The sequence below is a fragment of the Microbulbifer discodermiae genome (assembly GCF_040742695.1).
Taxonomy (GTDB): Bacteria; Pseudomonadota; Gammaproteobacteria; order Pseudomonadales; family Cellvibrionaceae; genus Microbulbifer.
The window spans coordinates 16,028-40,200 of sequence record NZ_JBFLAB010000040.1; the positions used below are offsets into that span (position 1 = coordinate 16,028).

At 56.9% G+C, this 24,173-nt stretch carries 29 protein-coding genes; 23 read left to right on the forward strand and 6 right to left on the reverse strand.

The window, feature by feature from the left end:
• Positions 1–149 precede the first annotated feature (149 nt).
• Both AB1S50_RS13785 and AB1S50_RS13790 read right to left on the reverse strand, forming a co-directional pair.
• Positions 150–1,220 (reverse strand): phage portal protein, encoded by a 1,071-nt coding sequence (locus tag AB1S50_RS13785; RefSeq protein WP_367151400.1) that lies wholly within the window; start codon positions 1,218–1,220, stop codon positions 150–152.
• Positions 1,217–2,980 (reverse strand): terminase ATPase subunit family protein, encoded by a 1,764-nt coding sequence (locus tag AB1S50_RS13790; protein WP_367151401.1) that lies wholly within the window; start codon positions 2,978–2,980, stop codon positions 1,217–1,219. The genes AB1S50_RS13785 and AB1S50_RS13790 overlap by 4 nt, the downstream gene beginning before the upstream one ends.
• 149 nt (positions 2,981–3,129) lie before the next feature.
• Between AB1S50_RS13790 and AB1S50_RS13795 the strand changes: the two genes are divergently transcribed.
• From AB1S50_RS13795 to AB1S50_RS13840, 10 genes are all read left to right on the forward strand, one after another.
• Positions 3,130–3,963, forward strand: a complete 834-nt coding sequence (locus tag AB1S50_RS13795) for a GPO family capsid scaffolding protein (protein ID WP_367151403.1) — start codon at positions 3,130–3,132, stop codon at positions 3,961–3,963.
• Positions 3,964–4,031: 68 nt separating this feature from the next.
• Positions 4,032–5,051 carry a phage major capsid protein, P2 family gene (locus AB1S50_RS13800; protein ID WP_367151404.1) on the forward strand — a complete coding sequence of 340 codons (1,020 nt, stop codon included), beginning with the start codon at positions 4,032–4,034 and terminating at the stop codon, positions 5,049–5,051.
• A gap of 63 nt (positions 5,052–5,114) precedes the next feature.
• Entirely contained in the window at positions 5,115–5,774 is a 660-nt protein-coding gene (gene gpM, locus AB1S50_RS13805) for a phage terminase small subunit (protein WP_367151406.1), read from the forward strand.
• A 130-nt stretch (positions 5,775–5,904) separates the two neighbouring features.
• On the forward strand, positions 5,905–6,378 hold the full coding sequence (locus AB1S50_RS13810) for a head completion/stabilization protein (protein WP_367151407.1): 474 nt from the start codon (positions 5,905–5,907) through the stop codon (positions 6,376–6,378).
• Positions 6,378–6,587 (forward strand): tail protein X, encoded by a 210-nt coding sequence (locus tag AB1S50_RS13815; RefSeq protein WP_367151409.1) that lies wholly within the window; start codon positions 6,378–6,380, stop codon positions 6,585–6,587. The genes AB1S50_RS13810 and AB1S50_RS13815 overlap by 1 nt, the downstream gene beginning before the upstream one ends.
• Before the next feature lie 61 nt (positions 6,588–6,648).
• Positions 6,649–7,236 (forward strand): hypothetical protein, encoded by a 588-nt coding sequence (locus AB1S50_RS13820; RefSeq protein WP_367151411.1) that lies wholly within the window; start codon positions 6,649–6,651, stop codon positions 7,234–7,236.
• Complete coding sequence (locus AB1S50_RS13825; protein WP_367151413.1) at positions 7,233–7,712, forward strand: hypothetical protein; 480 nt, start codon at positions 7,233–7,235, stop codon at positions 7,710–7,712. The genes AB1S50_RS13820 and AB1S50_RS13825 overlap by 4 nt, the downstream gene beginning before the upstream one ends.
• Positions 7,713–7,714: 2 nt before the next feature.
• Positions 7,715–7,978, forward strand: coding sequence for a hypothetical protein (locus AB1S50_RS13830; protein ID WP_367151414.1), 264 nt, complete (start codon positions 7,715–7,717; stop codon positions 7,976–7,978).
• Positions 7,975–8,466, forward strand: coding sequence for a phage tail protein (locus AB1S50_RS13835; protein ID WP_367151416.1), 492 nt, complete (start codon positions 7,975–7,977; stop codon positions 8,464–8,466). The genes AB1S50_RS13830 and AB1S50_RS13835 overlap by 4 nt, the downstream gene beginning before the upstream one ends.
• Complete coding sequence (locus AB1S50_RS13840; protein ID WP_367151417.1) at positions 8,459–8,899, forward strand: phage virion morphogenesis protein; 441 nt, start codon at positions 8,459–8,461, stop codon at positions 8,897–8,899. The genes AB1S50_RS13835 and AB1S50_RS13840 overlap by 8 nt, the downstream gene beginning before the upstream one ends.
• Positions 8,900–8,948: 49 nt before the next feature.
• Here AB1S50_RS13840 and AB1S50_RS13845 read toward each other — a convergent pair whose 3' ends face one another.
• Genes AB1S50_RS13845 through AB1S50_RS13855 form a run of 3 tightly spaced genes read right to left on the reverse strand, consistent with a single transcriptional unit; the run spans position 8,949 to position 11,224 of the window.
• On the reverse strand, positions 8,949–9,794 hold the full coding sequence (locus AB1S50_RS13845) for a hypothetical protein (RefSeq protein ID WP_367151418.1): 846 nt from the start codon (positions 9,792–9,794) through the stop codon (positions 8,949–8,951).
• Between the two features lie 12 nt (positions 9,795–9,806).
• Complete coding sequence (locus tag AB1S50_RS13850; protein ID WP_367151419.1) at positions 9,807–10,394, reverse strand: hypothetical protein; 588 nt, start codon at positions 10,392–10,394, stop codon at positions 9,807–9,809.
• Positions 10,395–10,420: 26 nt separating this feature from the next.
• Positions 10,421–11,224, reverse strand: a complete 804-nt coding sequence (locus AB1S50_RS13855) for a TIGR04255 family protein (protein WP_367151421.1) — start codon at positions 11,222–11,224, stop codon at positions 10,421–10,423.
• A 260-nt stretch (positions 11,225–11,484) separates the two neighbouring features.
• Here AB1S50_RS13855 and AB1S50_RS13860 point away from each other — a divergent pair, with 260 nt between their 5' ends.
• The 13 genes from AB1S50_RS13860 (at position 11,485) to AB1S50_RS13920 (ending at position 23,828) form a co-directional block, all read left to right on the forward strand.
• Positions 11,485–12,378, forward strand: a complete 894-nt coding sequence (locus tag AB1S50_RS13860; protein WP_367151422.1) for a baseplate assembly protein — start codon at positions 11,485–11,487, stop codon at positions 12,376–12,378.
• 4 nt (positions 12,379–12,382) lie between these two features.
• Positions 12,383–12,925 (forward strand): phage tail protein I, encoded by a 543-nt coding sequence (locus tag AB1S50_RS13865; RefSeq protein WP_367151424.1) that lies wholly within the window; start codon positions 12,383–12,385, stop codon positions 12,923–12,925.
• A 9-nt stretch (positions 12,926–12,934) separates the two neighbouring features.
• Positions 12,935–14,419: a tail fiber domain-containing protein gene (locus AB1S50_RS13870; RefSeq protein WP_367151425.1), complete on the forward strand. Its 1,485-nt coding sequence runs from the start codon at positions 12,935–12,937 to the stop codon at positions 14,417–14,419.
• Complete coding sequence (locus AB1S50_RS13875) at positions 14,412–14,759, forward strand: hypothetical protein (RefSeq protein WP_367151427.1); 348 nt, start codon at positions 14,412–14,414, stop codon at positions 14,757–14,759. The genes AB1S50_RS13870 and AB1S50_RS13875 overlap by 8 nt, the downstream gene beginning before the upstream one ends.
• Positions 14,760–14,765: 6 nt before the next feature.
• On the forward strand, positions 14,766–14,966 hold the full coding sequence (locus tag AB1S50_RS13880) for a hypothetical protein (protein WP_367151428.1): 201 nt from the start codon (positions 14,766–14,768) through the stop codon (positions 14,964–14,966).
• 8 nt (positions 14,967–14,974) lie between these two features.
• Positions 14,975–15,904: a hypothetical protein gene (locus AB1S50_RS13885; RefSeq protein ID WP_367151430.1), complete on the forward strand. Its 930-nt coding sequence runs from the start codon at positions 14,975–14,977 to the stop codon at positions 15,902–15,904.
• A gap of 917 nt (positions 15,905–16,821) precedes the next feature.
• Complete coding sequence (locus AB1S50_RS13890; RefSeq protein ID WP_367151432.1) at positions 16,822–18,096, forward strand: hypothetical protein; 1,275 nt, start codon at positions 16,822–16,824, stop codon at positions 18,094–18,096.
• 68 nt (positions 18,097–18,164) lie between these two features.
• Positions 18,165–20,939 (forward strand): RHS repeat-associated core domain-containing protein, encoded by a 2,775-nt coding sequence (locus AB1S50_RS13895; RefSeq protein ID WP_367151434.1) that lies wholly within the window; start codon positions 18,165–18,167, stop codon positions 20,937–20,939.
• Positions 20,940–21,428 (forward strand): tetratricopeptide repeat protein, encoded by a 489-nt coding sequence (locus AB1S50_RS13900; RefSeq protein ID WP_367151435.1) that lies wholly within the window; start codon positions 20,940–20,942, stop codon positions 21,426–21,428.
• Between the two features lie 217 nt (positions 21,429–21,645).
• A complete protein-coding gene (locus tag AB1S50_RS13905) occupies positions 21,646–22,272 on the forward strand; it encodes a DUF4272 domain-containing protein (protein WP_367151437.1) in 627 nt (208 codons plus the stop codon).
• A gap of 67 nt (positions 22,273–22,339) precedes the next feature.
• Entirely contained in the window at positions 22,340–22,861 is a 522-nt protein-coding gene (locus tag AB1S50_RS13910; protein WP_367151439.1) for a hypothetical protein, read from the forward strand.
• A gap of 273 nt (positions 22,862–23,134) precedes the next feature.
• Positions 23,135–23,491, forward strand: a complete 357-nt coding sequence (locus AB1S50_RS13915) for a hypothetical protein (protein ID WP_367151441.1) — start codon at positions 23,135–23,137, stop codon at positions 23,489–23,491.
• A gap of 115 nt (positions 23,492–23,606) precedes the next feature.
• A complete protein-coding gene (locus AB1S50_RS13920; protein ID WP_367151443.1) occupies positions 23,607–23,828 on the forward strand; it encodes a hypothetical protein in 222 nt (73 codons plus the stop codon).
• 156 nt (positions 23,829–23,984) lie between these two features.
• Here AB1S50_RS13920 and AB1S50_RS13925 read toward each other — a convergent pair.
• Positions 23,985–24,173: hypothetical protein (locus tag AB1S50_RS13925; protein WP_367151444.1), on the reverse strand; the 189-nt coding region annotated here is incomplete at its 5' end.

Consider the following 24,173-nt stretch of genomic DNA (forward strand, 5'->3'; position numbering starts at 1 on the left):
ACATTAAGTCCGCAGGCGAGGCGTGGGGCTGACTGCGCGCGCCGGGGCGGCGCAGGCCTGCGGCAGGCCAGGGGTGGTCGGCGGCAGATGGGAAAAAAGGCCGCCTGGCGCGGCCGGGGAGGAAGAAGTGCGGGAGCGGTGAGGACAGCTTAGGCGGGCTGGGGGGACGGCTCGGGACCGACGTCGACTTGGTAGGGCTGGAACTGGATCACCTCCTCACCAATCCATTCGTTGAGCTCGGCGAAGCGGGCCTGCAGGGGCTTGAGTTCGTTTTCGTTAAACACTCGCGTCGCCTTCTCCACGTCGCCGAAGCCGGCTTTGTTCTTGGGAATAATCCCCATCAGTTGCGGTGGCACGCGATGGGCGGCGAGCACGTCATCGCGGCTGGCGTCTTTGATGTGCAGAAACTCATCCCTGGCGGCGACCTCGCTGATGGGAATGACCTGGATGCCGTCTTTTTTGCCGTCGGGGCTGTAGAGGAACAGGTTGCGGAAGTTGCCGGGGCCTTTGGATTGCTTCAGGGCCTCGCGCATATTATCGATATCCTCTTTTTGTTGGGCGGGGTCACTCACGTAGAGGATAAAACCGGCGTGGCTGCCGTTGAGATAATACTTGCGGCGAAACAGGGTGGCGGATTCGTTGAGGTAGGCGGCCTGCAGGGCGCTCAGGTACTCGGGCACACCGTAGATCTCCTGGTTGATATCCGGTTCGGCCAGGTGGAAGATGGATCCTTCCGGGAATTGGTGCTCCTCTTGCCAGCCCTGCACAAAAAAATACTGTTCGCCCTGGCCGCGGCGCACATACTTGGCCAGTGCCGGCTGCAGGTGCAGTGGCTGGCGCGCCAGGTTGTCGCGCCGCTCCAGATAGCCGTTGCCAAAAATCAGATATTCCAGCGCCCAGCGGGAAAAGGCCGCGCGGCTCAGCATCCGGTGCGGTATAAAAGTCGAGGCGAGGATATTGCGTTTCACATAGATGGCGGAACTGTGGTGGGGGCTGGCCCGAAAACTTTTTGACAGTCCGTGGGGATTGATGGGCGGCTCATACCAGCGGCCGTTGTACCAGCTCTCCACATAGTCCAGGATCTCGCGCCGGTCCAGCACCGGTACCGGCTCGCCAAAGCTAAACGCCTCCATACGGGTGCCGGTATCCGGGTTCGCCGCTGCTGTTGCTGTTGCCGCTGAAGCGCCGGGGCCTGGCTTGCGCCGTCTCTTTCTGCTCATGAATAGATCTCCATAAAACCGCTGCTGTAGTTATCCTCGCTGCCGGCGCCCAGGGGTTCATTGCCCAGGGCGTGCATGGTGGCCCAGGCCAGTTCCGCGTGGCCGGTTGCCTCGCTGCGCCCGGCCTGGTAGGTCACCTGGCGACCGCTCGGGGTGAGTGTTTTTTTGATTTGCATAAACGACTGCGCCAGGTCGGTCCAGCCCGCATCGAATTCCAGCCGGCCGTTGCCGATGACGTTGAGTGCGCGCAGCACCAGCTCCGTTTTCACCGCCGGGGAGTAGTTGAGCGCAACGGCGGCGGGAAAGAATTTGCGCACCAGCTGGTAAACTCCGGTGCCCAGGCCGGTGGTGTCGATGGCGATGTAGGCCACCGCATAGCGCTCGGTCATTGCGCGGATCTGCTTCGCCTGGGATTCAAAGTCCTGGCCCTTCCAGCGGTGCTTTTCCAATACCCGGAACTTGCCGCCGGGCACCGCCGGCGGAGCCACCACCACGCAGCCGGCACCGTCGCCGTCCAGGCCCGGGTCGTAACCGATCCACACCGGGCGCGCGCCGTAGGGGCGCAGCGCAAAGGGTTTGATGTCCTCCCAGATTTCCCAGCTGTCCACAAAGCAGCGCTGCATCATCGCCAGGGGAAACACCGACTCGGTGTCGTCGATAAACTGGCACAGCAACAGATTCGCCCATTCGTCGGCGCTGTATTCCAGTTTCAGCTGGTCCAGATCGAACAGATCGCAACCGCCGCGCAGGGCGTCCTCCACCGTGACGATTTGCCGCCACTGTCCGTCCTCGCAGTGCCGCCCCGGGGCCAGTGCACCGTGGCTGAGATCCAGGGCGATCCGCTCCGCTTTGGGTCGCCCGCGGTTGTAGAGTTCGCCGGCCCAGAAGGGATAGGCGTCGTGGGTGATGGCGCTGGGTGTGGAGATATAGGTCAGCCGCCACTTTTTGTGCATCGCCATGCCCGAGGCGACTTTGCGCAGCTCCTGGAACTTGTGCACCCAAAAATATTCGTCGAAGTACAGATTGCCGTGATAGCTCTGCGCCGTGCGCGCATTGGTGCCGAGAAAATACAGGTGGGCGCCGTTGGGCAAAATCATCGGATCGCCGCTGAGCTCCACCTCCGCCTCGGCCGCATACTGCACCATGTACTGTTTGAACACATGGGCCTGGGACTTGCTGGCGCTGAGAAAAATCTGATTGCGCCCGGTGTGGATGGCATCCGCCAGCGCCTCCCGCGCGAAATACCAGGTGGCGCCGATCTGCCGCGACTTGAGGATATTGCGGATCCGGTGTTGCAGCCCGGCACCGTACCAGTCGCGCTGGTATTCAAACAGGGTGTCGCGAAACAGGGTGAGGAGTTTTTCCTTCTGCGCCTCCGTCATGGCATTGCGCTGGCGCCGTTTGCGCGACCCGGCATTGCGGTTGGCCACTTTGGGGTTCAGGTCGCCCTCGTGGCCGTCTTCCCGGGCATAGCGGCGCACCCGCGCCAGCCGTTCAATCTGCCGGCCCAGCAGATCGATTTCCTTAAAATCGGTGCCGGTCTTGGGGTCTTTGGCGATCAGCTGGATCAAGCGCGCCTCCAGGGAGGCTTCCACCCGCTCACTGGCCGACGCCTCGCCCCAGCGATCGCGCGTCTTCCAGCTCTCCACCGTGGTGCGCGGCAGGTCCAGCTGCCGGGCGATATCCCGCGTGCGCCAGCCCTGCCAGTAGAGGCTGCGGGCGGCCCGGCGCGGATCCGTGGTGGGGGCGGTGATGAACATGCCGGCAGCCTATACCGCCGTTTGCCACCGCCGGGCTCTGCCCCCTTTGTCCCCGGCGCCGTTACAAGCCGCGCGCATTGAGACAGGCGGCGCGGCTCCCGACTATCAGCCACAACCGCTTTTAGCCGGAACTGACACAGGGCCACCCCATGGCAAAGAAATACAACTCCAAATGGTTTCGTATCGCCGTCGAAGGCGACACCACCGACGGCCGCGCCATCCAGCGCCACTGGATCGAACAGATGGCGGCCAACTTCGATCCGGAAAAATACGGCGCGCGGATCTGGCTGGAGCATTTCCGCGGCATATTGCCCGACGGCCCTTTTAAAGCCTACGGCGATATCCTGGCGGTGAAGGCGGAAGAGGTCACCATCGACGGCGAACGGAAAATGGCGCTGTTCGGCCAGATAGATCCCACCGCAGACCTGGTGCAGATGAACCAGAAACGCCAGAAGCTGTATTCCTCGGTGGAAATCGATCCCAACTTCGCCAGCAGCGGCGAAGCCTACCTGGTGGGCATGGCGGTCACCGACTCTCCCGCGAGCCTCGGCACCTCCATGCTGGAATTTTCCGCGCAGCACCCGGATGCCAATCCTTTCTCCGCGCGCAAACAGCGCCCGGAAAATCTGTTTACGGCCGCCACCGAATTCACCCTGGAATTTCAGGAGGTGGAAGAACCGGGCGAGGGACTGGTATCCCGCATCCGGGAGCTGTTCAAGCAGAAAAACCGCAGTGACGACACCCGCTTTGCCAACATGGAAGCCGCCGTCGAAGAAGTGGCGGGCAACACGGTGGACACACTGGAAAAGTTCAGGGACGAAGTTGCCGCACTCAGGGAAGAGTGCCGCAAATTCGCCACCCAGCTCGCCGCCGCCCGCGACCAGACTGCGGCGCTGGAAAAGAAAATCGATCACACCGAAAACCCGGCCGGCCGGCGTCCCGCTGCTGCCGGCGGTGACGGCCAGGCACTGACCGACTGCTGACCGGAAAAAACCCGAACGCCGCGCCGGAGTCCATCGGAATCCGCCGCGGCACTTAGGAGCAACAGAAGATGCGCAACGAAACCCGCAAAATCTACAACGCCTACCTGGAGCAGATCGCCAGGCTCAACGGCGTGGAAAAGGCCACACAGAAATTTGCCGTCGACCCCTCGGTGCAGCAAACCCTGGAAACCAAGATGCAGGAATCCTCCGAATTCCTCGGTCGCATCAACGTCATCGGTGTGCGGGAACAGGAGGGGGAAAAGCTCGGCCTGGGTATCGGCAGTCCCATCGCCAGCACCACCAACACCGCCAACCAGGATCGCCAGACCAAGGATCCCAGCACACTGGACGCGCAGCGCTACCGCTGCGAGCAGACCAACTCGGACACCCATATCACCTACGCCAAGCTGGACGCCTGGGCCAAGTTTCCCGATTTCCAGACCCGGGTACGCGACGCCATACTGCGCCGCCAGGCCCTGGACCGGATACTGATTGGATTTAACGGCCTCAGCCGCGCCTCCACCTCCAACCCGGTCGCCAACCCGCTGCTGCAGGATGTCAACAAAGGCTGGCTGCAGCACTACCGTGAGCGGGCCGCAGAGCGCGTGATGACGGAAGTGGTTGAGAGTTCCGGCAAGGTCAACGTCGGCGCCGACGGCGATTACAAAAACCTCGACGCCCTGGTGTACGACGCCACCGGCAGCCTGCTGGACCCCTGGTATCAGGAGGACACCGAACTGGTCGTGATCTGCGGGCGCAGGCTGCTGCACGACAAATATTTTCCCCTGGTCAGCACCCAGGAAGCCCCCACCGAAAAACTGGCCGCGGACATTATCCTCAGCCAGAAACGCCTGGGCGGACTGCCCGCCGCGCGGGTGCCGGGCTTTCCGGACAACAAGCTGCTGATTACCCGCTTCGACAACCTCTCCGTCTACTGGCAGGAGAGCTCGCGCCGCCGCACCCTGGTGGACAATGCCAAGCGCGACCAGATCGAGAATTACGAATCCTCCAACGACGCCTATGTGGTCGAGGATTTTGGGGCCGGCTGCCTGGTGGAAAATATCGTTATCCAGCCATTGGCTCCGTAGTAGATCCGTGGTCCCAGCTGCGCCGGCGGGCGCTTTTCAAATCGACAGCAAGCGGAGCACCCCATGACAAGCCCAGCCCAGCGCCACTATGAACGCACCCTCGCCGCGCAGGCCGCTACCGAGGACAGCGACAGCCACCACGCCAACGCCTACGAACGGATGCTGATGCAGCTGGCAGAGGATCGCCGGCGTCTAAAACAGGTGCAGTCCGTGGAGCGCAAGGTGGCACTCAAGCGCCAGCTGCTGCCCCGTTATCACGATTGGATCGAGGGCACATTGGAGGGCGGAGACGGCGCCCAGGACGATGTGCTGATGACCGCGCTGGTGTGGCATATCGACACCGGTGACTATGGGTGGGCACTGCGGATCGCCGACTATGCCCTGGCCCACAATCTGACCTTGCCGGACCAATACCAGCGCGACACCGCCACCGTGATCGCCGAAGAGATTGCCGAAGCCGCGCTGGCCGCCCTCAATGCTGGACAGGCGTTCGACCTGGCGGTGGTGCTGACTGCGGACCAGCTCACCCAACAGCGCGACATGCCCGACCAGGCGCGGGCCAAATTGCACAAGGCCGCCGGTCTGTTGCTCAGTGAAGAAAACCCCCAGGCGGCGCTGGAACACCTGCGTCGCGCCCTGAGTCTGCACGACCGCGTCGGTGTCAAAAAGGACATTGAAAAGCTCGAACGTGCGTTAAAAAAAACCACCGGCGGGACTGATTGAGCGATTGCTCTCCCGCCGCTGACCCGAGCGACCCACCGCGCCCGGCGGCGGGGCGGAGCCCGCGATAGCGCACAGCGATTCCAGGGCTCCGCCCCCCACCGCCGACTTCGCCGGCAGTATGGAAAAACCCATGGATGCACTTGTCGTCAATGTCCCGGACAGCCAGCCCAGCAGCGGCGAGCCGTTTGGCAATGACGGCTGGTTCCCGGATATAGATCAAGAGCACCTGCGCGATAGCGTGCGGATTCACGGCGATATTCCCGAGCCGCGGCTCAGGGAAGCCTGTCTCTACGCCATGGCCAGCGTCAACCGCGAATTGCGGGACTGGCAAAGCCGGCAAATCGAAACCGGTTACAGCAGCCTGGCACAGGTGCCCGGCACCCAGATGGGCGAGGAGAGCCAACTGCTGATGCTCTACCGCCGCGCCGTGTACAGCACCGTCAAAGCGGATCTGACCGAGCGCTACCGCGACCACGACAGCACCGGCGCCGGCCACGATCGCGCCGACGACCTCAGCCCCGGCATCGACGAACAGCGCCGCAACGCCCGCTGGGCCATCAGTGCAATCCTCGGACTGTCCCGCAGCACCGTGGAGCTGATCTGATGCGCGTGCGCGCCCTGCAGGGAGACACACTGGATGTTCTCTGCCATCGGCACCTGGGGCGCACCGCCGGAATTTTGGAACAGGTGCTGGCCCTCAACCCGGCCCTGGCCGAACTGGGGCCGCTGCTGCCCAACGGCACCCCGGTGACACTGCCGGAACCGTCCCAAGCCGCGGCGGAACAGCAACCACTGGTACAGCTCTGGGACTGATGGACAGATCGCGCCGTGGCGAATGCCAGACCCTGCGGGAGAAGAGAAACAGGAGAGGATGATGCGCCTACCCGATTATGCCCAGCTGCAAAGCGCGATGACGCGCAAAGCCTATGGATTTTTTGACCGCGGCGATTACAACCTGAACCTGGTGGGCATTCGCAAAGCCGACACCAGCGCCAATACCTTTAACGATCACCTGGCCGTGGCGTTTCGCCTCAACGGCGCGCCGCACTGCTACCTGTTTCCCGCCACCACCGACCCGGGCCTGTACTGGCGCCAGCAGCCCGCCAACGTCAAGGGCACCGCCATCCTGGTGCCCGGCCAGTACCCGGGCCTGTGGCAGATCGGCAAACACCAGGGCAGCTACACCGCACTGGTGCAGCGCGGGCCGGTGCGGGTTTATCGGGACAGCAATCGCGACCGGATACTCGACACCGACGCCCCCATCGAGGGCGGCTATTTCGGGATCAACTGTCACCGGGCGTCCGCCCACCAAAACAGCCAACAGGTGGACCGCTGGAGCGCCGGCTGCCAGGTGCTGGCCAACCCGTTGGATTTCAATCTGCTGATGGCCCTGTGCCGGCGCGCGGAACCCCTGTGGGGCAACCGCTTCACCTACACCCTGATCGAGGAGGCCGACCTGTGAGTGCAACTGTCATTGCCAGCGCCGCAAAATTTTTGCTCGGCGGCCTGTTTGAGACCCTAAAACACCGCCGCGCGGTCAAGGCGGAAGAGCGACGCGGCGAACTGGAACTGAAAAAAGCTTCCAACAGCGCGCGCATACAACGCGCGCAGACGGGTGACAACCACGCCGCCGCCATGGATCTGGAAAGCGTGGGGCAGCGCGGCTGGAAAGATGACTTTTTGCTGCTGCTCACCACACTGCCGGTGGTGCTCCTGTTTATCGCCCCACTGTATGAACTGGTGATCGCGGAACACTATCGCGCCGGGGATTTGCAGCGGGCGGTGATGACCGGCTTTACCGCCCTCAAGGCGACACCGGAATATTACTGGTGGGCGCTGGCGGCCATTTATATCGACACCTTTGGCTTTCGGCGCATGTTGCGCACCGCGGTGGAAGCCTGGGCCGGAAAACGGATGTTCGGCAAAGGGCAGGGGTGACAATGAACCTGAGTGAACAGCAAATGGAAGCGCTGATGCGCAAGGCGGCGCGCACGGCGGTGGAGGATCTACTGCAAAAACTGGGCGTGGATACCGTCGACGTGCGCGAGACACAAAAAGATTTTGCCCACCTGCGCACCCAGCGCAAAGCCAGCGAGCAGATCGGCACCTGGACCCGCCGCGCGCTGCTGTTGTTTGTTATCACCTCCGCCTGCACCCTGTTGGTCACCGGCATCAAGGGCGCCTTCGCGGACCTGCTCAAATGATCAAGCCCGACAGCCTGCGGGCGTTTATTCTGGAAGCCGTCCCCCACCTGCGGCGCAACCCCGATGCGCTGCAGGTGTTTATCGACAGGGGCAACCTGGTCAGCACCGGCGCTCCGGGTTTCGCCTTCGAGTACCGCTACACCCTCAACCTGCTGGTCACCGACTACGCCGGCCACCGGGATGCCCTGGTGGTACCGCTGCTGGTGTGGCTGCGGGAGCAGCAGCCGGAACTGTTTCAGAACCCCAATCAGCGGGAACAGATCCGCTTCGAGGCGGACATACTTGACCGGGATAAAATGGACCTCTCCTTCGAGATCCCCCTCACCGAGCGCGTCGGCGTGACTCCCCGGGAGGCCGGGGGTTTTAGTGTCGAACACTATCCGGAGCCCCAGGAGGAAGCGCCCTGGCTCGCCACCCACTGGAAACTCTACCTGCGGGACCAGCTGATCGCCGAGTGGGATATCGAGGAAGGACAAAACAGTGTCTGACCCGCTGCGGCAGCTGGAGACCTGGGCCGCGCCCTTACTGGCCAAACTAGCGCCCGCCGAGCAGCGCAAACTGGCGCGCAGTATCGGCACCCAGGTGCGCCGCCGCCAGCGCCAGCGCATCTCCGAACAGAAAAACCCCGACGGCAGCACCTATGCGCCGCGCAAAACACGCGAGCTGCGGGGCAAGGCCAACCGCCTCAAACGCCGCCGCAAAATGTTCCCCAAGCTGCGCAACGCCCAACACCTCCGGGTGCAATCCACGGCGGACGGCGCCGTTGTCGGTTTTTTGGGCCGCGCCGCCCGGGTGGCCAGGGTGCACCACTATGGCCTGCGTGAAAAGGGTATCGAGTATCCGCAGCGTGAGCTTTTGGGTTTTGGTTCCGCAGACCAGGAGCTGGTGCGGGATTTGTTGTTGCAACACCTGGCGGGTTGAACTTTTTCCCGAACTCTGTGGAAACTCTTCGGGGTTTTCTTGTGCTATTTCAGGGGGGTGTACCTGGGGGTATCGAGTCACTTTCGGCCTCTTCATCTAGGCTCAAGTGTTCAAATCCCCACTGGACCAGCTTGCGGATGTCAGACAGTGAAATATGTGTTTCGGCCAGCGCATCGCAGGAGTCCAGAACGATACAGTCGTTATTGTCTGAATCAGGCTGGCCGAAACTGCTGTCAAACAATTGTTGTATTTGGCTTGCGGCTGTAAAGGCTGCTTCTCGCGCTGCAGTAACATCCTCGACAGAATAGACCAAAACGATCTTCAGCCAATAAGGATCTTCGGGGGGAAGCTCCTGGAACCCATCCTCACCAAGGTCTAGAAAGACACCGATCAGATATTCCTGCACAGGTTGGAGTATGCGTTCAATACATCGCAAAACAGTTCTTTTGCCTGGCCTAAGCCTTAACCTGTTTTCCAAGGCGTTGGGTAATGCTGGTCGACCATACCGACCTGCCAGCCATTGCTTCAGTGTCCGTTTGCCGAGTTCGTCTAGGTCAGCTTCTGAGTGATAATCCAGCTCGATAAAGCGGTCTTTGCGAACAGATCGCCGACTTAGATGTTCCAGGGAGACATGAAGGTCCTCGCCTTCTTCGCGTCGGAACGTCAGGTGCAGTTTTCGGGGGTGCTTAGCCTGGATATATTGTGAATCGATAGCCGAAATGACATTAGCAACAATCAATTCAAATTCGGTTTCGCCCTCATGAGGTAGATCGCAGTCATGAGTGACGATTACACCACGGTAGTCGCCTTCTTCATCAGGCAAGATTGACAGTTTGCGCAGATATTCGGCTGGAACCAAACTGCCCTGGCGCCACGGGGTATTGCGTCCGAGCATTTAATGGAGTCCTTAGTCCGGTTCTGGACCACCGGGAATCGACAAATAGGAGCGCCATTCGTCACGAGGCGGGGCCTTGGAATTTTTCAGAGCGGAAGACTCGTAATCCGCTTCCAGTCTACGGGCTTCGCTAATTACTTTGGAGACATCTTGTGGACGCAGAGAGCTATCCTTAAACAGCTGGTATAGTGACTTTTCTCCAAATACCTTTATTTTAAAAACGGCGCCAGCGCGCATCACTCCTGAGGTTTTAAATTGATCCGCAATCTGGCTCAAACTATGGATCTGGTCTGACTTTTGTATATCAGGCTCTGTGCCCCGCAACCACTTGTAGACTGATTGTCGGGAAACCTTAAACAGGTCACCAAGTTCAGTCATTGGGAGGTTAAAGACGCCACGAATATTGGTTAGATGTTGGGCAGTGGTGCGAACGTCCGGGCGAGTGCTGCCTACAATTTCCACGCCAATTCGATGTTGGATGTATTCAACAAATAAATCGTCGTAATACTGTAAGTCATAATTACTGCCGGTACCTTCCAGGTCATAATCAATGACGGTCGGATACAGACTGGTTTCACAGCTAGTAGCTTCATCTGTCATACTGGGTCTGTATTTAGCGGTTATAGTCATAGTCCCCAGATCTTCCTCGCGTGCTCAGTTGTTACACTATTGAACACCTCTCTAATATGACTGTGCAAGTGCCTAAACTCCTTGTCAAGTTTATCGTAGTCAAGAGGAGCTTGTCCCCCCGAGGAGTGGTCGGTATCCAACACCGCATAACGGTCAAATTTTTTTGAAAAGCGAGGATTGACGTGGATATTATGGAGCTGTAGGTCTGGGGGAAAGGCTAGAGCACCGGACAGATAGTTGATCCGAGCAACAAGGGTACCGTTGTTAAATAGAGGACCACCCTCTGTTGTGTAACGGGACTCGAACGAGCTTCTTTGAAGTGCCCACGGTAAATCTACGCCATGAATGCCGGGGCTGATATATTCTTCGGTAGGCTGATCATTGATGGGCTGAATGGCATCTAAATAGCGCATACCCAGCCTCGTTACAAACTCAAGATGAACTACCTTATCTATTACCTTCAATCCCTCCAAAAGTCTGTGGAGGAATTCCTCACGAGTCTGGTAACAGGTAGTTTGAAAGCTGACAGAGTCTCGATTGATGATAAATCCCGAGTTTCTTTCAGCATTAGTTAGGTACCATTGTTGTGCACTGATCAGCTTAGGATTGTTGTCATCAGCACCTAAACCCTCATGAGTACGTAACAGTTGGATTTGTTTAAAGATACGAGTATCAAAATGGGGGAAGCCCTCGCGTCTGAGTAAATCCTGAATCTCTTGGATGTATTTATCCATGAGAGACACGGTATTAAAGCGCGCCTGGACTAGTGCATAGAAAACCGGGGGCGCTAAATCAGTCACAGTAGCTTCCATTTACTTGGGTTGCTGTTTACATATGGATTGTCAATTTACACTTTAGTTCACAGTTGGCGCAACGGAAAAGTTCAAGTAGGGGTAAAGCAGGGTGTTTTCAGCCCCGCTATTCCCCTCACAATGGCCTTGCGGCAGAAAGAGCTGCCTCAGGACCCAGCCGGTACTGCGAATCCCGCAGCCCTTGTAACCAGCACTGCTACAAGCCCGCCTGACTGCGGTCATGCCGGCGCTCGCGCACCATCGCGGGCATGGCCAACACCTTTACCGCTGTGGATCTCTCCCGGCTGCCGGAGCCGGATGTTGTGGAAGCGCTCGATTTCGAGTCCATCTTCAGCGCCATGCTGTCCGACTTGCAGGGCCGCGACACCACCTTCGACGCCCTGACCGAAGCCGACCCCGCCTATAAAATTCTTGAGGTGGCCGCCTACCGGGAATTGCTGCTGCGCCAGCGGGTGAACAACGCCGCCCGCGCCGTGATGCTGGCCTATGCCGAGGACGCGGACCTGGACCAGATAGGCGCGCTGTTCGGTGTCCAGCGCCTGGTACTGGACCCCGGCGACCCGGTAAACGGTATCGACCCCACGGTGGAATCCAACACCGAATTCCGCCGCCGCATCCAGCTGGCCCCGGAGGGGTTCAGTGTCGCCGGCCCGGAAGGCGCCTATATCTATCACGCCCTGGGCGCCGACCCCGGTGTCCTCGATGCCAGCGCCACCAGTCCCAGCCCCGGCGATGTGGTGGTCTCCATCCTCGCCCGGGACGGTGACGGCGCAGCGGGCGCGGCACTGCTGAACAGCGTGGCCGCGGTGCTGCAGGCGGACAATGTGCGCCCCATGACCGACCGGGTAAGCGTGCAGTCCGCGCAAATAATTTCCTATGTGGTGGAGGCCACCCTCTACACCTATGCCGGCCCCGGCGCTGCGGTGGTGCTGGCCGAGGCTCGGGCGCAGCTGCAAACCTATGTCGAAGACAGCCACCGCTTGGGCCGCGACGTCACCTTGTCCGGCCTCTACGCCGCCCTGCATGTGCAGGGAGTCCAGCGGGTAACACTCAACCGGCCCACTGCCGATATCGTCGTCAGCCGCACCCAGGCCACCCACTGCACCGCCGCCACCGTCACCCACGGCGGCGTGGACGAATAGCCTCGTGGCCAGCCTGCTGCCCGCCAACGCCACCGATGCCGAGCGCGCCCTGGAAGCCGCCACCGCGCGCATCGCCGAGGTACCGGTGCCCTTGCGGCAACTGTGGAATCCGGACAGCTGCCCGGCGGAACTGCTGCCCTGGCTCGCCTGGGCCCTGTCCATCGACGCCTGGAAGGACTACTGGCCGGAACAGGTGAAGCGCGAGCGCATTCGCAACGCCATCCAGATCCAGCGCACCAAGGGCACCGCCTATTCCGTCTGCACCGTGGTGCAGAGTTTTGGCGGCGCCGTGCAACTGAGCGAGTGGTGGCAGCAGGATCCGCCCGGCGCGCCGCACACCTTTGCGATGTGGCTCACCCTCAACGGCTCCGGCGGCCAGGAGGCCAGCGCCCAATACGTGGACGACGTGATCGCGGAAGTGGAGCGCACCAAGCCCGTGCGCAGCCACTGGAGTTTTACCCAGGGCGTCGAGGCCCGCGGCTGTATCGGTTTTGCGGCCGCGGCCCGGCCCGCCGTTTACCGCCGCCTGCAACTGCAGGCGGTCTGAGGAGCTTTTATGAGCGGATTGCAGATTATCGTGACCGACGCCGGCCGCCAGGCGCTGATCAATGCGGACAACACCGGCACACTGCCGGTGCGCATCGCCAGCATCGGTGTCACCGCCGAAGTGTTTGTGCCGCAGGCATCCCAGACCCAGCTGCCCGGTGAGATCAAACAACTGGATACCTTTGCCGGCAACGCGGTGGCCGACAATACCCTGCATGTCATCATCCGCGACGATGGACCGGACACCTATACCTTGCGCGGTTTCGGCCTCTACCTGCAGGACGGCACCCTGTTCGCGGTCTACGGCCAGAGCGGTGTGATACTGGAAAAATCCACCCAGGCCACCCTGCTGTTGGCCGCGGACGTCTGCTTTACCGACATAAATGCCACCGACCTGAGTTTTGGCGACACCAGCTGGATCAACCCGCCGGCCACCACCGAAACCCCCGGCGTGTTGGAGCTGGCCACCGATGCGGAGCAGGTCGAAGGTGCGGACGCCGGCCGCGCCTCCACACCCAGGGGCGTCAAGGCCGCGCTGGATGATCGCCTGGGACAAGGCGCCCCCAAAAGTTTTGGCAAAACCCTGCTGGCCCAGGACGACGCCAGCGGAGCGCGCCAACACCTGGGACTGGGGAACGCCGCCACCCAAAACCAGGGCCCCGGCAAGGGTCTCGACGCGGACAAACTGGATGGCGAGGAGGGCAGCTACTACCTCAACTGGGAGAACTTTACCGACAAGCCACTCAGCTACCCGCCCGCCGCCCACAACCACACCGCCGCTTCCATCACCAGCGGCATTTTTGCTGTGGCCCGTATTCCCGCGCTGGATGCCGGTAAAATTAACAGTGGTATCTTTGACACGGCCCGCATTCCCGCACTGAGCGCCGGCAAAATCACCAGCGACACCTTTGACGCCGCCCGTATTCCCGCACTGGATGCCGGCAAAATTACCACCGGTACCTTGGGCTCAGCGCGCATTCCCGCACTGAGCGCCAGTAAAATCACCAGCGGCACCTTTAACGCCGCCCGTATTCCCACACTGTCCACCAGCAAGATCAGCGGCCTGCAAGCCGCGCTCGATGCCAAAGCCTCCCTGAGCGCCAGCGTCACGTTTAACAACATCACGTCCAATTCCGGCAACCACCACACCCCCGCCAGCCGTCACTATTTCGACAAGCAGGTGCAGGCCAACGGTGGTTTTAAGGTTTATTCCTCCCGCTTCACGAAAAAAAATATTCGGCCACTGCAGCTGGGTTTCGAGGTGCTGCGCAAACTGCGCCCGGTGCGCTACCAGTACCGCCAAAACATCTGCCGCGACCAGCGCCCGCGCCTGGGCTTTATTGCCGAGGAGGTCAAACCCCTGCTGTCGGAGCCGGTGGCGGACGATGGGCGCAGCCTGCCCGCCATGGACTACGACCAGATGCTCGCCCCCGTGGTCGGCTGGCTGCAGATGCTGGATTCGCGACTGTTAAAACTGGAGAAGGCCCATGCCTAAAACCAACGCGCGCCTGCGCGAAATCGCCCCCGGTGTCCTGGCCGAACGCCTGGCCACCCAAGTCCACCTGTTTTGGAATCCCGCCGACGACAGCGCCAGCATCGCCTTCCAGACCAGCGAACACCTGTGCGTCGCCGGGCAGTGGCAACCCCTGGTGCCCGACGCCGTCGGCGGCCAGGTGCTGGAGTTCAACCTCGCCGATATCCGCACCCGCACCTTCGCCAGCGGGCTCAATGATCCGGTCACCGGCGTGGATCTCGGCGGCGTCACCCCCGCGGGCCTGATGCTGCTGATCAAAAACGCCTTCGACAAACTCTACAACGAAGCAAAAGAGGAGTGAGCGGCCATGCAATGCCGGGAACAACTGGATTTTATCCGTCAGGTATTGATGGACTTTGGCGGCACCCTGCCGGTGTCCGCGCGTGTCTGCTACGAGCCCATGGCGCAGCGGCATTTTGACGCGCTGGCCGCCGCCCTGGCCGACCGCGACGAAAAGAAAAATGGATTCAGCCCCGCCGGGGATAAACCCATACCCGACCCGGATTAGCGTACACCATGGCAAGCGGCTACCAGACCAGCAGCGGCAGCGACCTGGACAGTGTTTTTGATCCCTATGTCCAGGGCAGCAAACCGGCGGCCACCGGCTACCAGACCAGCGACGGCCGGGATCTGAACCAGCGCTATGCGCCCCTGTCCTTTGGCAGCGCGGCCGCGTCAACCGGGATCAAACTGGCCAGCGGCGCGGACCTGAACACCCTCTGGGCCGCCAGGGGCACCGCCAGTTATTACACGCCCATGAGCAATGCCACCTTGTCCCGCAGCAGCTCCAGCAAAGAGGCCATCAGTACGGGCAATACCACACTGACCAGCGACTCGGTCACCGCCAGTGTCAGCGGCGGCGAGGCGCCCTATACCTACACTTGGCAGAAAGTCAGCGGCACCACACTGACCGTCAACAGCCAGGGATCCGCCGCCACCACCTTTGCGCGCAGCGCCGGGGGCGTCAACACCACCTCTGTGTATCGCTGCAAAATTACCGATGGCAGCGGGGCCTCCATCTACACCGGCAATATCACCGTCAACTTTACCCACTACCGGCTCAACCCGGCGGCGATTGTGGACCACGAGAATATCGATGTCGCGCCGTCTTATGTACACGCCTATGTGGGGATCTACAGCAACGGTTCCGCGCGCGGTGGCGCCAACTATGTGGAGCCTGTCAGCAGCACTGTTGGCGATGGTTTCGAGGTGCGCTTTGACTCCAGTTCTTCCCAGCTCACCTATGGCAACTGCAACCTGGCCACGGTGTACACAATCAACGGCTCGCGCACTATCGGTGTAACGGCGCATCAATCGCAAATTCACAAGCCCACCATCACCAAACTCTCGGATGTGCGCGTGCGCATCCGTAAAAAGAACGGCAGCTGGCTGATCGACAAAGTGGTACGGGTCAAGGCCACCTGCCTTGGGGACGGCCCTCTCTGATACCGGCTACAAGTGGTAAATCCCGCCTTTAACTTAAGAGGAGTATCCGGGCAAGCGCATTGTCTTTATGGCTTTAATAAGTGTGATGCAAATCACCTTATGCTCTGGATGTAATGACCTGTAATTGACTTTTGATGACAAGTCGTATGAACTCTCTTTAAGAACTGAGCGGTGAGAAAATTGATTCGACAATTCATAGAAAACCGCGCTTTAAAGCAAGGGTCGCCCATCGGCTTCCGAGCTTAAATACGGTTCCGGATACAGCTTGAAACTGGTTGAAGTGAGCAAAAGAAATTTGCTGATCCTGGCTAACTGATATACGTACAGAATTTCGAGCTACCTCAATATATTAACAATAACAACTTTGTGTTTAATTTATGCGTTTCTTTATTTTATATTCAGCTTTTATCTTAGCGACAGTCTTTGCAGTTAATTCTGCATTAGCCCAAGGAACCTGCGAGGTCACAATAATAGGTCCAACTTCGGCCGAGGAGGCAAAACAGGCATGTGCAGATGCGTATCCCCATTGTGGACTCGTTGATGAAAGGCATGGAGCACCTTTCAAATCCTGGGCCTATTGGACGTCTGAACACATATATAACAGTTCGATTCGTGGGACTTCTACTCTTCAAGGTTATAGTGATTGTACCAATCTATCGGATAAGTATAGAGATTTTTATCACGTTAATAATATTTATTATACTTTTATAACGTGCGGAGAAAATCAAATCTTAAACCCGGTTACTGAAGAATGTGAAAATCCAAAATGTGAATCTCCTACTGAATTCAATCCTTCCTCCGGGCTTTGTGAAAAGGAATGCCCAGCCGATAAACCCTGGTCCGAAACCGCGCGAGACTGTGTAGCTCCACCTGAACCTCAAAGCTGTGACAATTTGGCCGGCAATCCGATCAACTTTTTGAATGGTCACAAGCGGCAGGAAGAAATCGTTTTCGAGGCGGAAGGGGATTTCCCGCTGACCTTCTCCTGGCGCTACAACAGCTTTGGCAACCACCAAAAGACCGGTGCTGGCTACAGCCTTGGTGCTGACGGTACCGGCGCAACCACGGTATATACCGAGCAGCCATTGCCTGCCGGCGAGCAGCCTATTTCCTTACCATTGGACAGGGACCCAACCCTGGAATATATCGGTAGTGCTACTAACCACTGGCGCCACAATCATAGCTACTTCCTGGCTCATTACACATTGCCCGATAGCGTGACGGAGCGGCTGATCGCCTATCGCCCCAATGGCAGTGATCTGCACTTTGCTAATGAAAGCGGCACTTTTGTTGCAGAGGCCAATCGTGATTGGCAGCTAACCCGGAACCTGGATACCAACCAACAGCATATCGGCTGGACCCTGAAGGTGGATGCTCGTACCGAGCAATATGACACCGCAGGCCGTATTCTGCGCGTGGAAAATGAACAGGGCCGGGGCATCACCTATAGCTACGATATTGACGGTATCCAGCAGGAAACCATAGCCGACGACAATGGCAACAGTGTTACCTTGGCTTACACCGACGGCAATTTGACCCAGATCACCCGCAACGATAATTCCGTTTACCAGTTCGCCTACAATGGCAACGGACTGTTGGCGTCTATCACCTTTCCCGGCAGTACTTCGCCGCAGCGGGTCTTCCGTTACGAGGACAGCCGTTTCCCCAATGCGCTCACCGGTGTCACCGATGAAACCGGTGTGGTCTACAGCAGCTTCACCTACGACGATCAGGGACGGGCCATTCGCACCGAACACAACAATGGTGCCGAGTCGGTGGATGTTGCCTATGTGGATGCCAACACCCGGCGCCTGACCAATGCCCTGGGCAAGCAGACCACTTATCACTATGGGGATGTAAACGGTGTTCAGCGTATCACTTCCATCGATGGCGAGGCCTCGGCCAACTGCGCGGCGGCCAATAAAGGCTATACCTACGATGCCAATGGCTTTATCGCCAGCGAGACCGATTGGGAGGGCAATACCACCACCTATACCCGCGACAATCTGGGGCGAGAGCTGACCCGTACCGAGGCGGCCGGCACCCCCGAGGCCAAAGTAATCACCACCCAGTGGCATCCCACTTTGAATCTGCCCACCAAGATCACCACAGCGGAGTCGGTAACCGATTACAGCTACGACAGCGCCGGCCGTCAATTGAGCAAGCAGGTCACACCCGTGCCCAGCCCTTGAATGGCTGAATGGATCAATCGGTCAGAATTTTTTGATTGCTGAACAACAATAAGTAGAAAGGAATTGTTATGCGTTATACCCAATCCGTTCTCGCGGGAGCGCTGAGCCTGCTGGTGGCCCACGGCACTAGCGCGGCCGTCACACAACAGAACTGGTCCTATACCTACACCGCGGCGGGCAAGATGGAGACCGCCAACGGCCCCCGCACCGATGTCTCCGACATCACCACCTACGGCTATGATGCCAACAACCGCCGCATCAGCACCACCAATGCCCTGGGCCAGGTGGAGTCGGTACTCGAATACGATGCCGCCGGTCGTCGCCTGAAAGTACAGGATGTTAACGGCCTGCAGACCCATTACACCTATACCCCCCGCGGCTGGCTGAAAACCGCCACCGTCAAGGCGGCTTCCGGCGATCAGGTCACCAGCTACACCTACGACGCCGTGGGCCAGGTCACCAATATCGCCTACTCGGACGGCTCCGACATCAGTTTTGAATACGACGCCGCCCGCCGTCTCACTGCGGTGGAGAATGCCCTGGGCGAGCGGATGGAATACACATTGGACGCCGCCGGCAATGTATTGGAAGAAAAGGTCTATGCCGCCGACGGCACCACCCTGGTGCGCTCCGTCAGCCGCAGCTACGACGAGCTCAGCCGCCTGATTGATGTGGATGGCAACAACGGCCAGAACACCTCCATCGCCTACGACAAGAATGGCGACCGTACCTCCACCACCGACGGCAACCAGAACACCACCGGAGAGACCCGGGATGCCCTGGGCCGGGTCAAGACCGTCACTGACGCGGACACCAACCAGGTCCAGTACACCTACGATTATGCCGATCGCATTACTTCGGTCACCGACCAGCGCGGCAATACCACCAGCTATGAGTACGACTTCCTCGGCAATCTCACCAAGCTCACCAGCCCCGATACCGGTATTACCAGCTACGACCACGACCCTGCTGGCAACCTCATCACCCGCACCGACGCACGGGGTATAGTTTCCAATTACAGCTACGATGCCCTCAACCGCCTCACCGCCATCAGCTATCCCGGCAGTGCCGCCGAGAATGCGACCTTTAGCTACGACAACACCGATAACGGCAATCAGGGGGTGGGCCGCCTGACCGGCTTCAGCAACGATGCCGGCGCTACCGCCCTCACTTACGACGACCTGGGCCGTATCACCCAGCAGAACGACACCATCGCCAGCTGGAGTTTTAGCACCCAGTACGGCTATGACGCTCTGGGGCGTGTCGCCAGCATCACTTATCCCTCCGGCCGTATTGTCAGCTACAGCCGCGACACCCTGGGTCGTATCAGCGCCATCACCAGCCAGGAGAATGCCCAGGCCACTGCCCAGACCCTGGTCAGCAATATTCAGTACCAGCCCTATGGCGGCATAGCCTCCATGGACTATGGCAACGGCATCACCCAGAGCTATAGCTACGACCTGGACGGCCGGCTGGAAACCGTCATCGCCAGCGGAATCGGCAATATCCGCTCCGACTTCTACACCTATGACCTGGCCAACAATATCACCGGCATCGCCGACAGCCTGGATACCAGCAAAGACAGGGCCTTTGTCTACGACAATCTGAACCGCCTCACCGGCGAAGGCTATATCGCCGGCCAGAACGACTACCAGTACGATGCCGTGGGCAACCGCACCCAAAAGGACGCCACCGACACTGGCGGTAGCCAGAGCAGCACAACCTACAGTCACGAGACCAGCTCCAACCGCCTCACCCAAAGGGACAGCCAGCCCTGGGTGACCGACGCCGCCGGCAACACCACCAGCGTCGACGGAGGACAGCAGCAGTACAGCTACAACCACGCCAACCGGCTCAAAACCTATACCGAAGGCGGTACACTCAAAGGTACCTACTACTACAACGCCATCGGCCAGCGGGTACGCACCGACAAAACTGAAGACAGTTTGTTGCACTACAACCTCAGCGGCCAGTATCTGGGCGAAACCAGGTACGCCGGCAACAACACCGACATCCAGAGTCGGGTTGACTATATCTACCTGGACACCATGCCGGTCGCACAGGTCGAGATCACTTACAGCAATGGCCAGGTACAGGGCACCACTCTGACCTATCTGCACACAGATCACCTCAATACCCCACGTATCGGCACCAACAGTAGCGAAGCCATTGTCTGGCGCTGGGACAGTGATGCCTTTGGGCGGTTGACACCGGATACCGATCCGGACAACGATACCAACTTAACTACAGTCAACCTACGTTTTCCGGGGCAGATCCAGGGAGAGGAAGCGTCACGCTATTACAACTATTTCAGGGACTATGATCCGACAATTGGCAGGTATCTGCAGAGCGATCCAATCGGATTGGAAGGTGGGCTGAATACCTACGGGTACGTTTTCCAGAACCCGGTTATGAACACTGACCCAACCGGGTTAGTCTGTGGAACAGGCGCTTGCGTTGGCATTGCAATAGGCGTTGGACGTGGTGTTCAAATTGGTTATCGAGGATACCGTGCTTATCAAGCTACGCGAGCCTTGCAAGGCTTAACAGATAGTTTGAATGAAAGAGCGAATGACGATAGCCGGGCAATTCCTTGGCCACCAAAAAAACCCGGTAAATACTCGTGTATTTGTAGAGCAGAAAAAGATGGGCGCAACCCAGATAATTGCTCCAATAACGATAAAAACTTCGCATTTGGTTGGGGAGTGGCAAATGATCCTACTACTGCAAGAAGAATAGCGGAGAAGATGGCAAAAGATAATCTTGGAGCAACTACAACACATCATCCTTCATGTAAATGCACAGGGCCTACAGGAGATCCAATCCCAAGAGGGGGGCGATAAATGGGTTTTACTTCTTCTGAATACTCAGATGGATTGCTGGCTGCGAGAAAAGCAATGGATAAAGGTGATTACAATAAGGCTGTAGAAATATTGAGGCCTTTGCTAAATATGCAAATTGCCGAAGCGCAGTATTTATATTCCTCTTGTGCTGTCGAGGGTGAAACAGGCAGTGAGGCTGATAACCGTAGTTTTAGTTACATAGAGATGGCTGCAAAACAAGAATACCCAGATGCACTATATGCTCTTGGCGTAATATATGACTCGGGTGATGGTGTTGATAAAGATGTTGTGAAAGCTTCTTCTCTTTTTAAAACAGCGGCTGAAAAAGGCCATGCCAGAGCAAAACTCAGCTACGGTTTAGATCTATTTTATGGATCTAATGGTATCTCAAAAGACGAAAGTTTAGGTTTGAGTTTTATTAAACGGGCTGTTGATGAAGATGTAGAAGGAGCAGAAGAAATATTGGAGAAATTATCCGCTGTATCATAATTCTAAGTGCGAAAGAATGGCTCGCGTTGTGGGCCATTGTTATTTTAGGATTAATACTATGTCGTTAGTGCTAAGCAGCCACCAATTACTCTGGCCTTGATTGATATCTCTTCCCATTCAGCACAGTGGATGATTCAGAAGGGGTAACAAAAAAATTAGAGTTTACAGGAGAGTTGTCCATTTGTCGGTTCTTGAGGAATGAGCAAGATGGCCACCTATGACGTTTTTAAAAAACATAAGGCAGGAATCTCAAGCGCTATTACTTAACGCCGGGTATTTAGTCAATCCAGAACTTCCCCTGCTGGAAGGGGCTGTAAAATTTCGCTCTGAAAAAGTGATAGCTGATAGAGCCTTAGCTTTGCACCTTTCAATAGCGAAAGCATATGGCTACCCTATAAATTTGGCTATTGCCTGGTTAAAAAGAGAAGGCTGTATAGACTATCTAACCCCCCAGGAAAAGGAATTTATCGAACAAGGCAAGGGAGAAAATGCAGACTTTAAGGTTAAAGTTGAGGCTGTATGGTTACTAACATGGGCTCTTAGCCTCCATGAAAACCTTAATCCATTTGGTGTTTGCGACAATAGTCTCATTACACTTCTTCCCGATTTGAACAAAGACGAAACATCGCAAAAGTTTAAAAATAATGCTGTCTTGCGTAGTTGCGATACGTTGGTGTCAATGCTTGACTTTCTATATTGCTTACATTGGTCTGTGATTGAGGTCATGCGAGTTGGTGAGGAGGTGCCTGGTGATCTGCCAGTGTATGCTGTGGCAGAAAGAAGGCGAGCTTTGGAGTGGTGTTGTTCTGAAGAGCCTTGGGAGGAAATCACTCTGGATACATAGGGAAGTACAGTGATGTGGCAGATTGGCAAGAAAAGTGAAGGACACATTGCACTGTAAAAAAGTAAGTATGGAAAAACTAGATATTCAAATAATCACCAAGGGAAGTCTGAGCCAAGATACAGAGCACGACATCCCTCGAGAGTATAAGCCTGAGTTTGATAATGTTACGTCAATTATCGAGGATATATGCGAAGTTTTTTCTGTTAATGAAAATATCATTTTCCATGTATCTGGGTTTGGGCAAGAAAATTGGCCTTTGGATACACGAACAGACTTGTTATGTGGAATTGAGGAGATAAATGAAATTCTAAACAAAATATCTCTTTATGACTTTAATTTTGAGTGGGATCTCTACGAGCAAGGTGTGGAGCGTACAGTAGGATTTAAGACTGAAGGAGCAATAATAATAGCGACTTGCACTAGCCATACTGATTGGCAGCCAAATCCGAAATCGATTGAATCGGAGCGGGAACAGGTTAAGGAAATGTTTCATAAATTCAAGTTTGATTTTTGTAATATAGCATCTATTGTTTGCCCAAACATAGCTAGTCACGAATGGTTTATCCAATGGGCAGGAATTAAAGAATAAGGTTCTGCATTACTGCAACCTGAGTGGCCAGTATCCCAGTGAGATTCATATTGCCGCCAGCGGCTTCGACATCCCGAGCCGGATTGACTATATCTACCTGGGAAGCATTCCGACCATGGAGATTTAGGTCACTTACAACAATAGCCAGGTACAGGTGAAATTTAATTAAAGAGGCACAAATAAAGGGATGCCCATATTCACCTGAAGCTGATATTTGGGCATATAAGTGGGCTCTCCCATGGCCAGGAGCATGGAAATAATTGGTGGTTTAAAGTGAGTATGATTGGGTCAAATAGAAATAAATTAAAACAGCTCAAAGTGAAACTTTTATCTGGAGATTCTGCTGGCATTGAGGCCTTGATATTTGAACTTGGTAGCAGCAAAGCAGGATATTCTGTCATTCCCGAGGAAATATTTGAAGGTATTTTAGAGATATTGGATACTAATGAACATCTGGATTCTCAGTTATGGGCTCATGTATTAAATATTTTTGAATTTGAATCTGAATGCTTATCTAACAAACAAAAAGGTAGGATAAAATCCTGGCTGAAGGAAAATGGTAAAAAATATACTCATATCCATACTGTTCAAGTTGTTTCAGAGCTGCTAAATGATAACTACCTGCAGTAATACTCGGATTGGATAAAAGTATATTAAATCCATAAAAATAGTTTTATTGCTTGGAGTTCCATAATGAGCTTGTTTTACGAGCTATTTTTCTGATGGCGCAGGTGAGGCTGGACTAATGATTAGCGACAAAGAAACCGCAAAGGAAATCTGCAACACTCTTGCTGACTGCAGTCTTAAATTAAGGGGAACTTTGGATTTGGTGAAATCGAATTGTGTTGCTGGAGAAGTCGAACAATATAAACAAAAGCTAGGAGTTGTTCTTGGACACTTGATGTTGGATTTGCGTGATCCGATTTATAAAGAGCATCCTGATCTATTGCCCCGAGATTTAAGGTAGCTGGGTGAAGGTATTTAAACTTCTGTGCCAGCTATCTAGGTAGCTTTGAGAAGCTGATACACGTTTCTAATTGTAGATGACACGGCGCAATTGGTTCCATCTATAGATGGAACCAGGCACAAGTTTTTGAGAGCCCCCGACTTGTAATCACCCCCGCTACAAACCCGCCTCACTGCGGTGGCCGCGCCGCTGCCGCACCATCCCCCCATGGAATCCCACACCCAACTGTACCGCCTGCTCGCCAACCTGATCCGCCTCGGCACCATTGTTGAGGTGCAGCACCGGGAGGCGCGCTGTCGGGTTCAATCCGGCGAGCTCGCCACCGCGCCGCTGCGCTGGATCAGC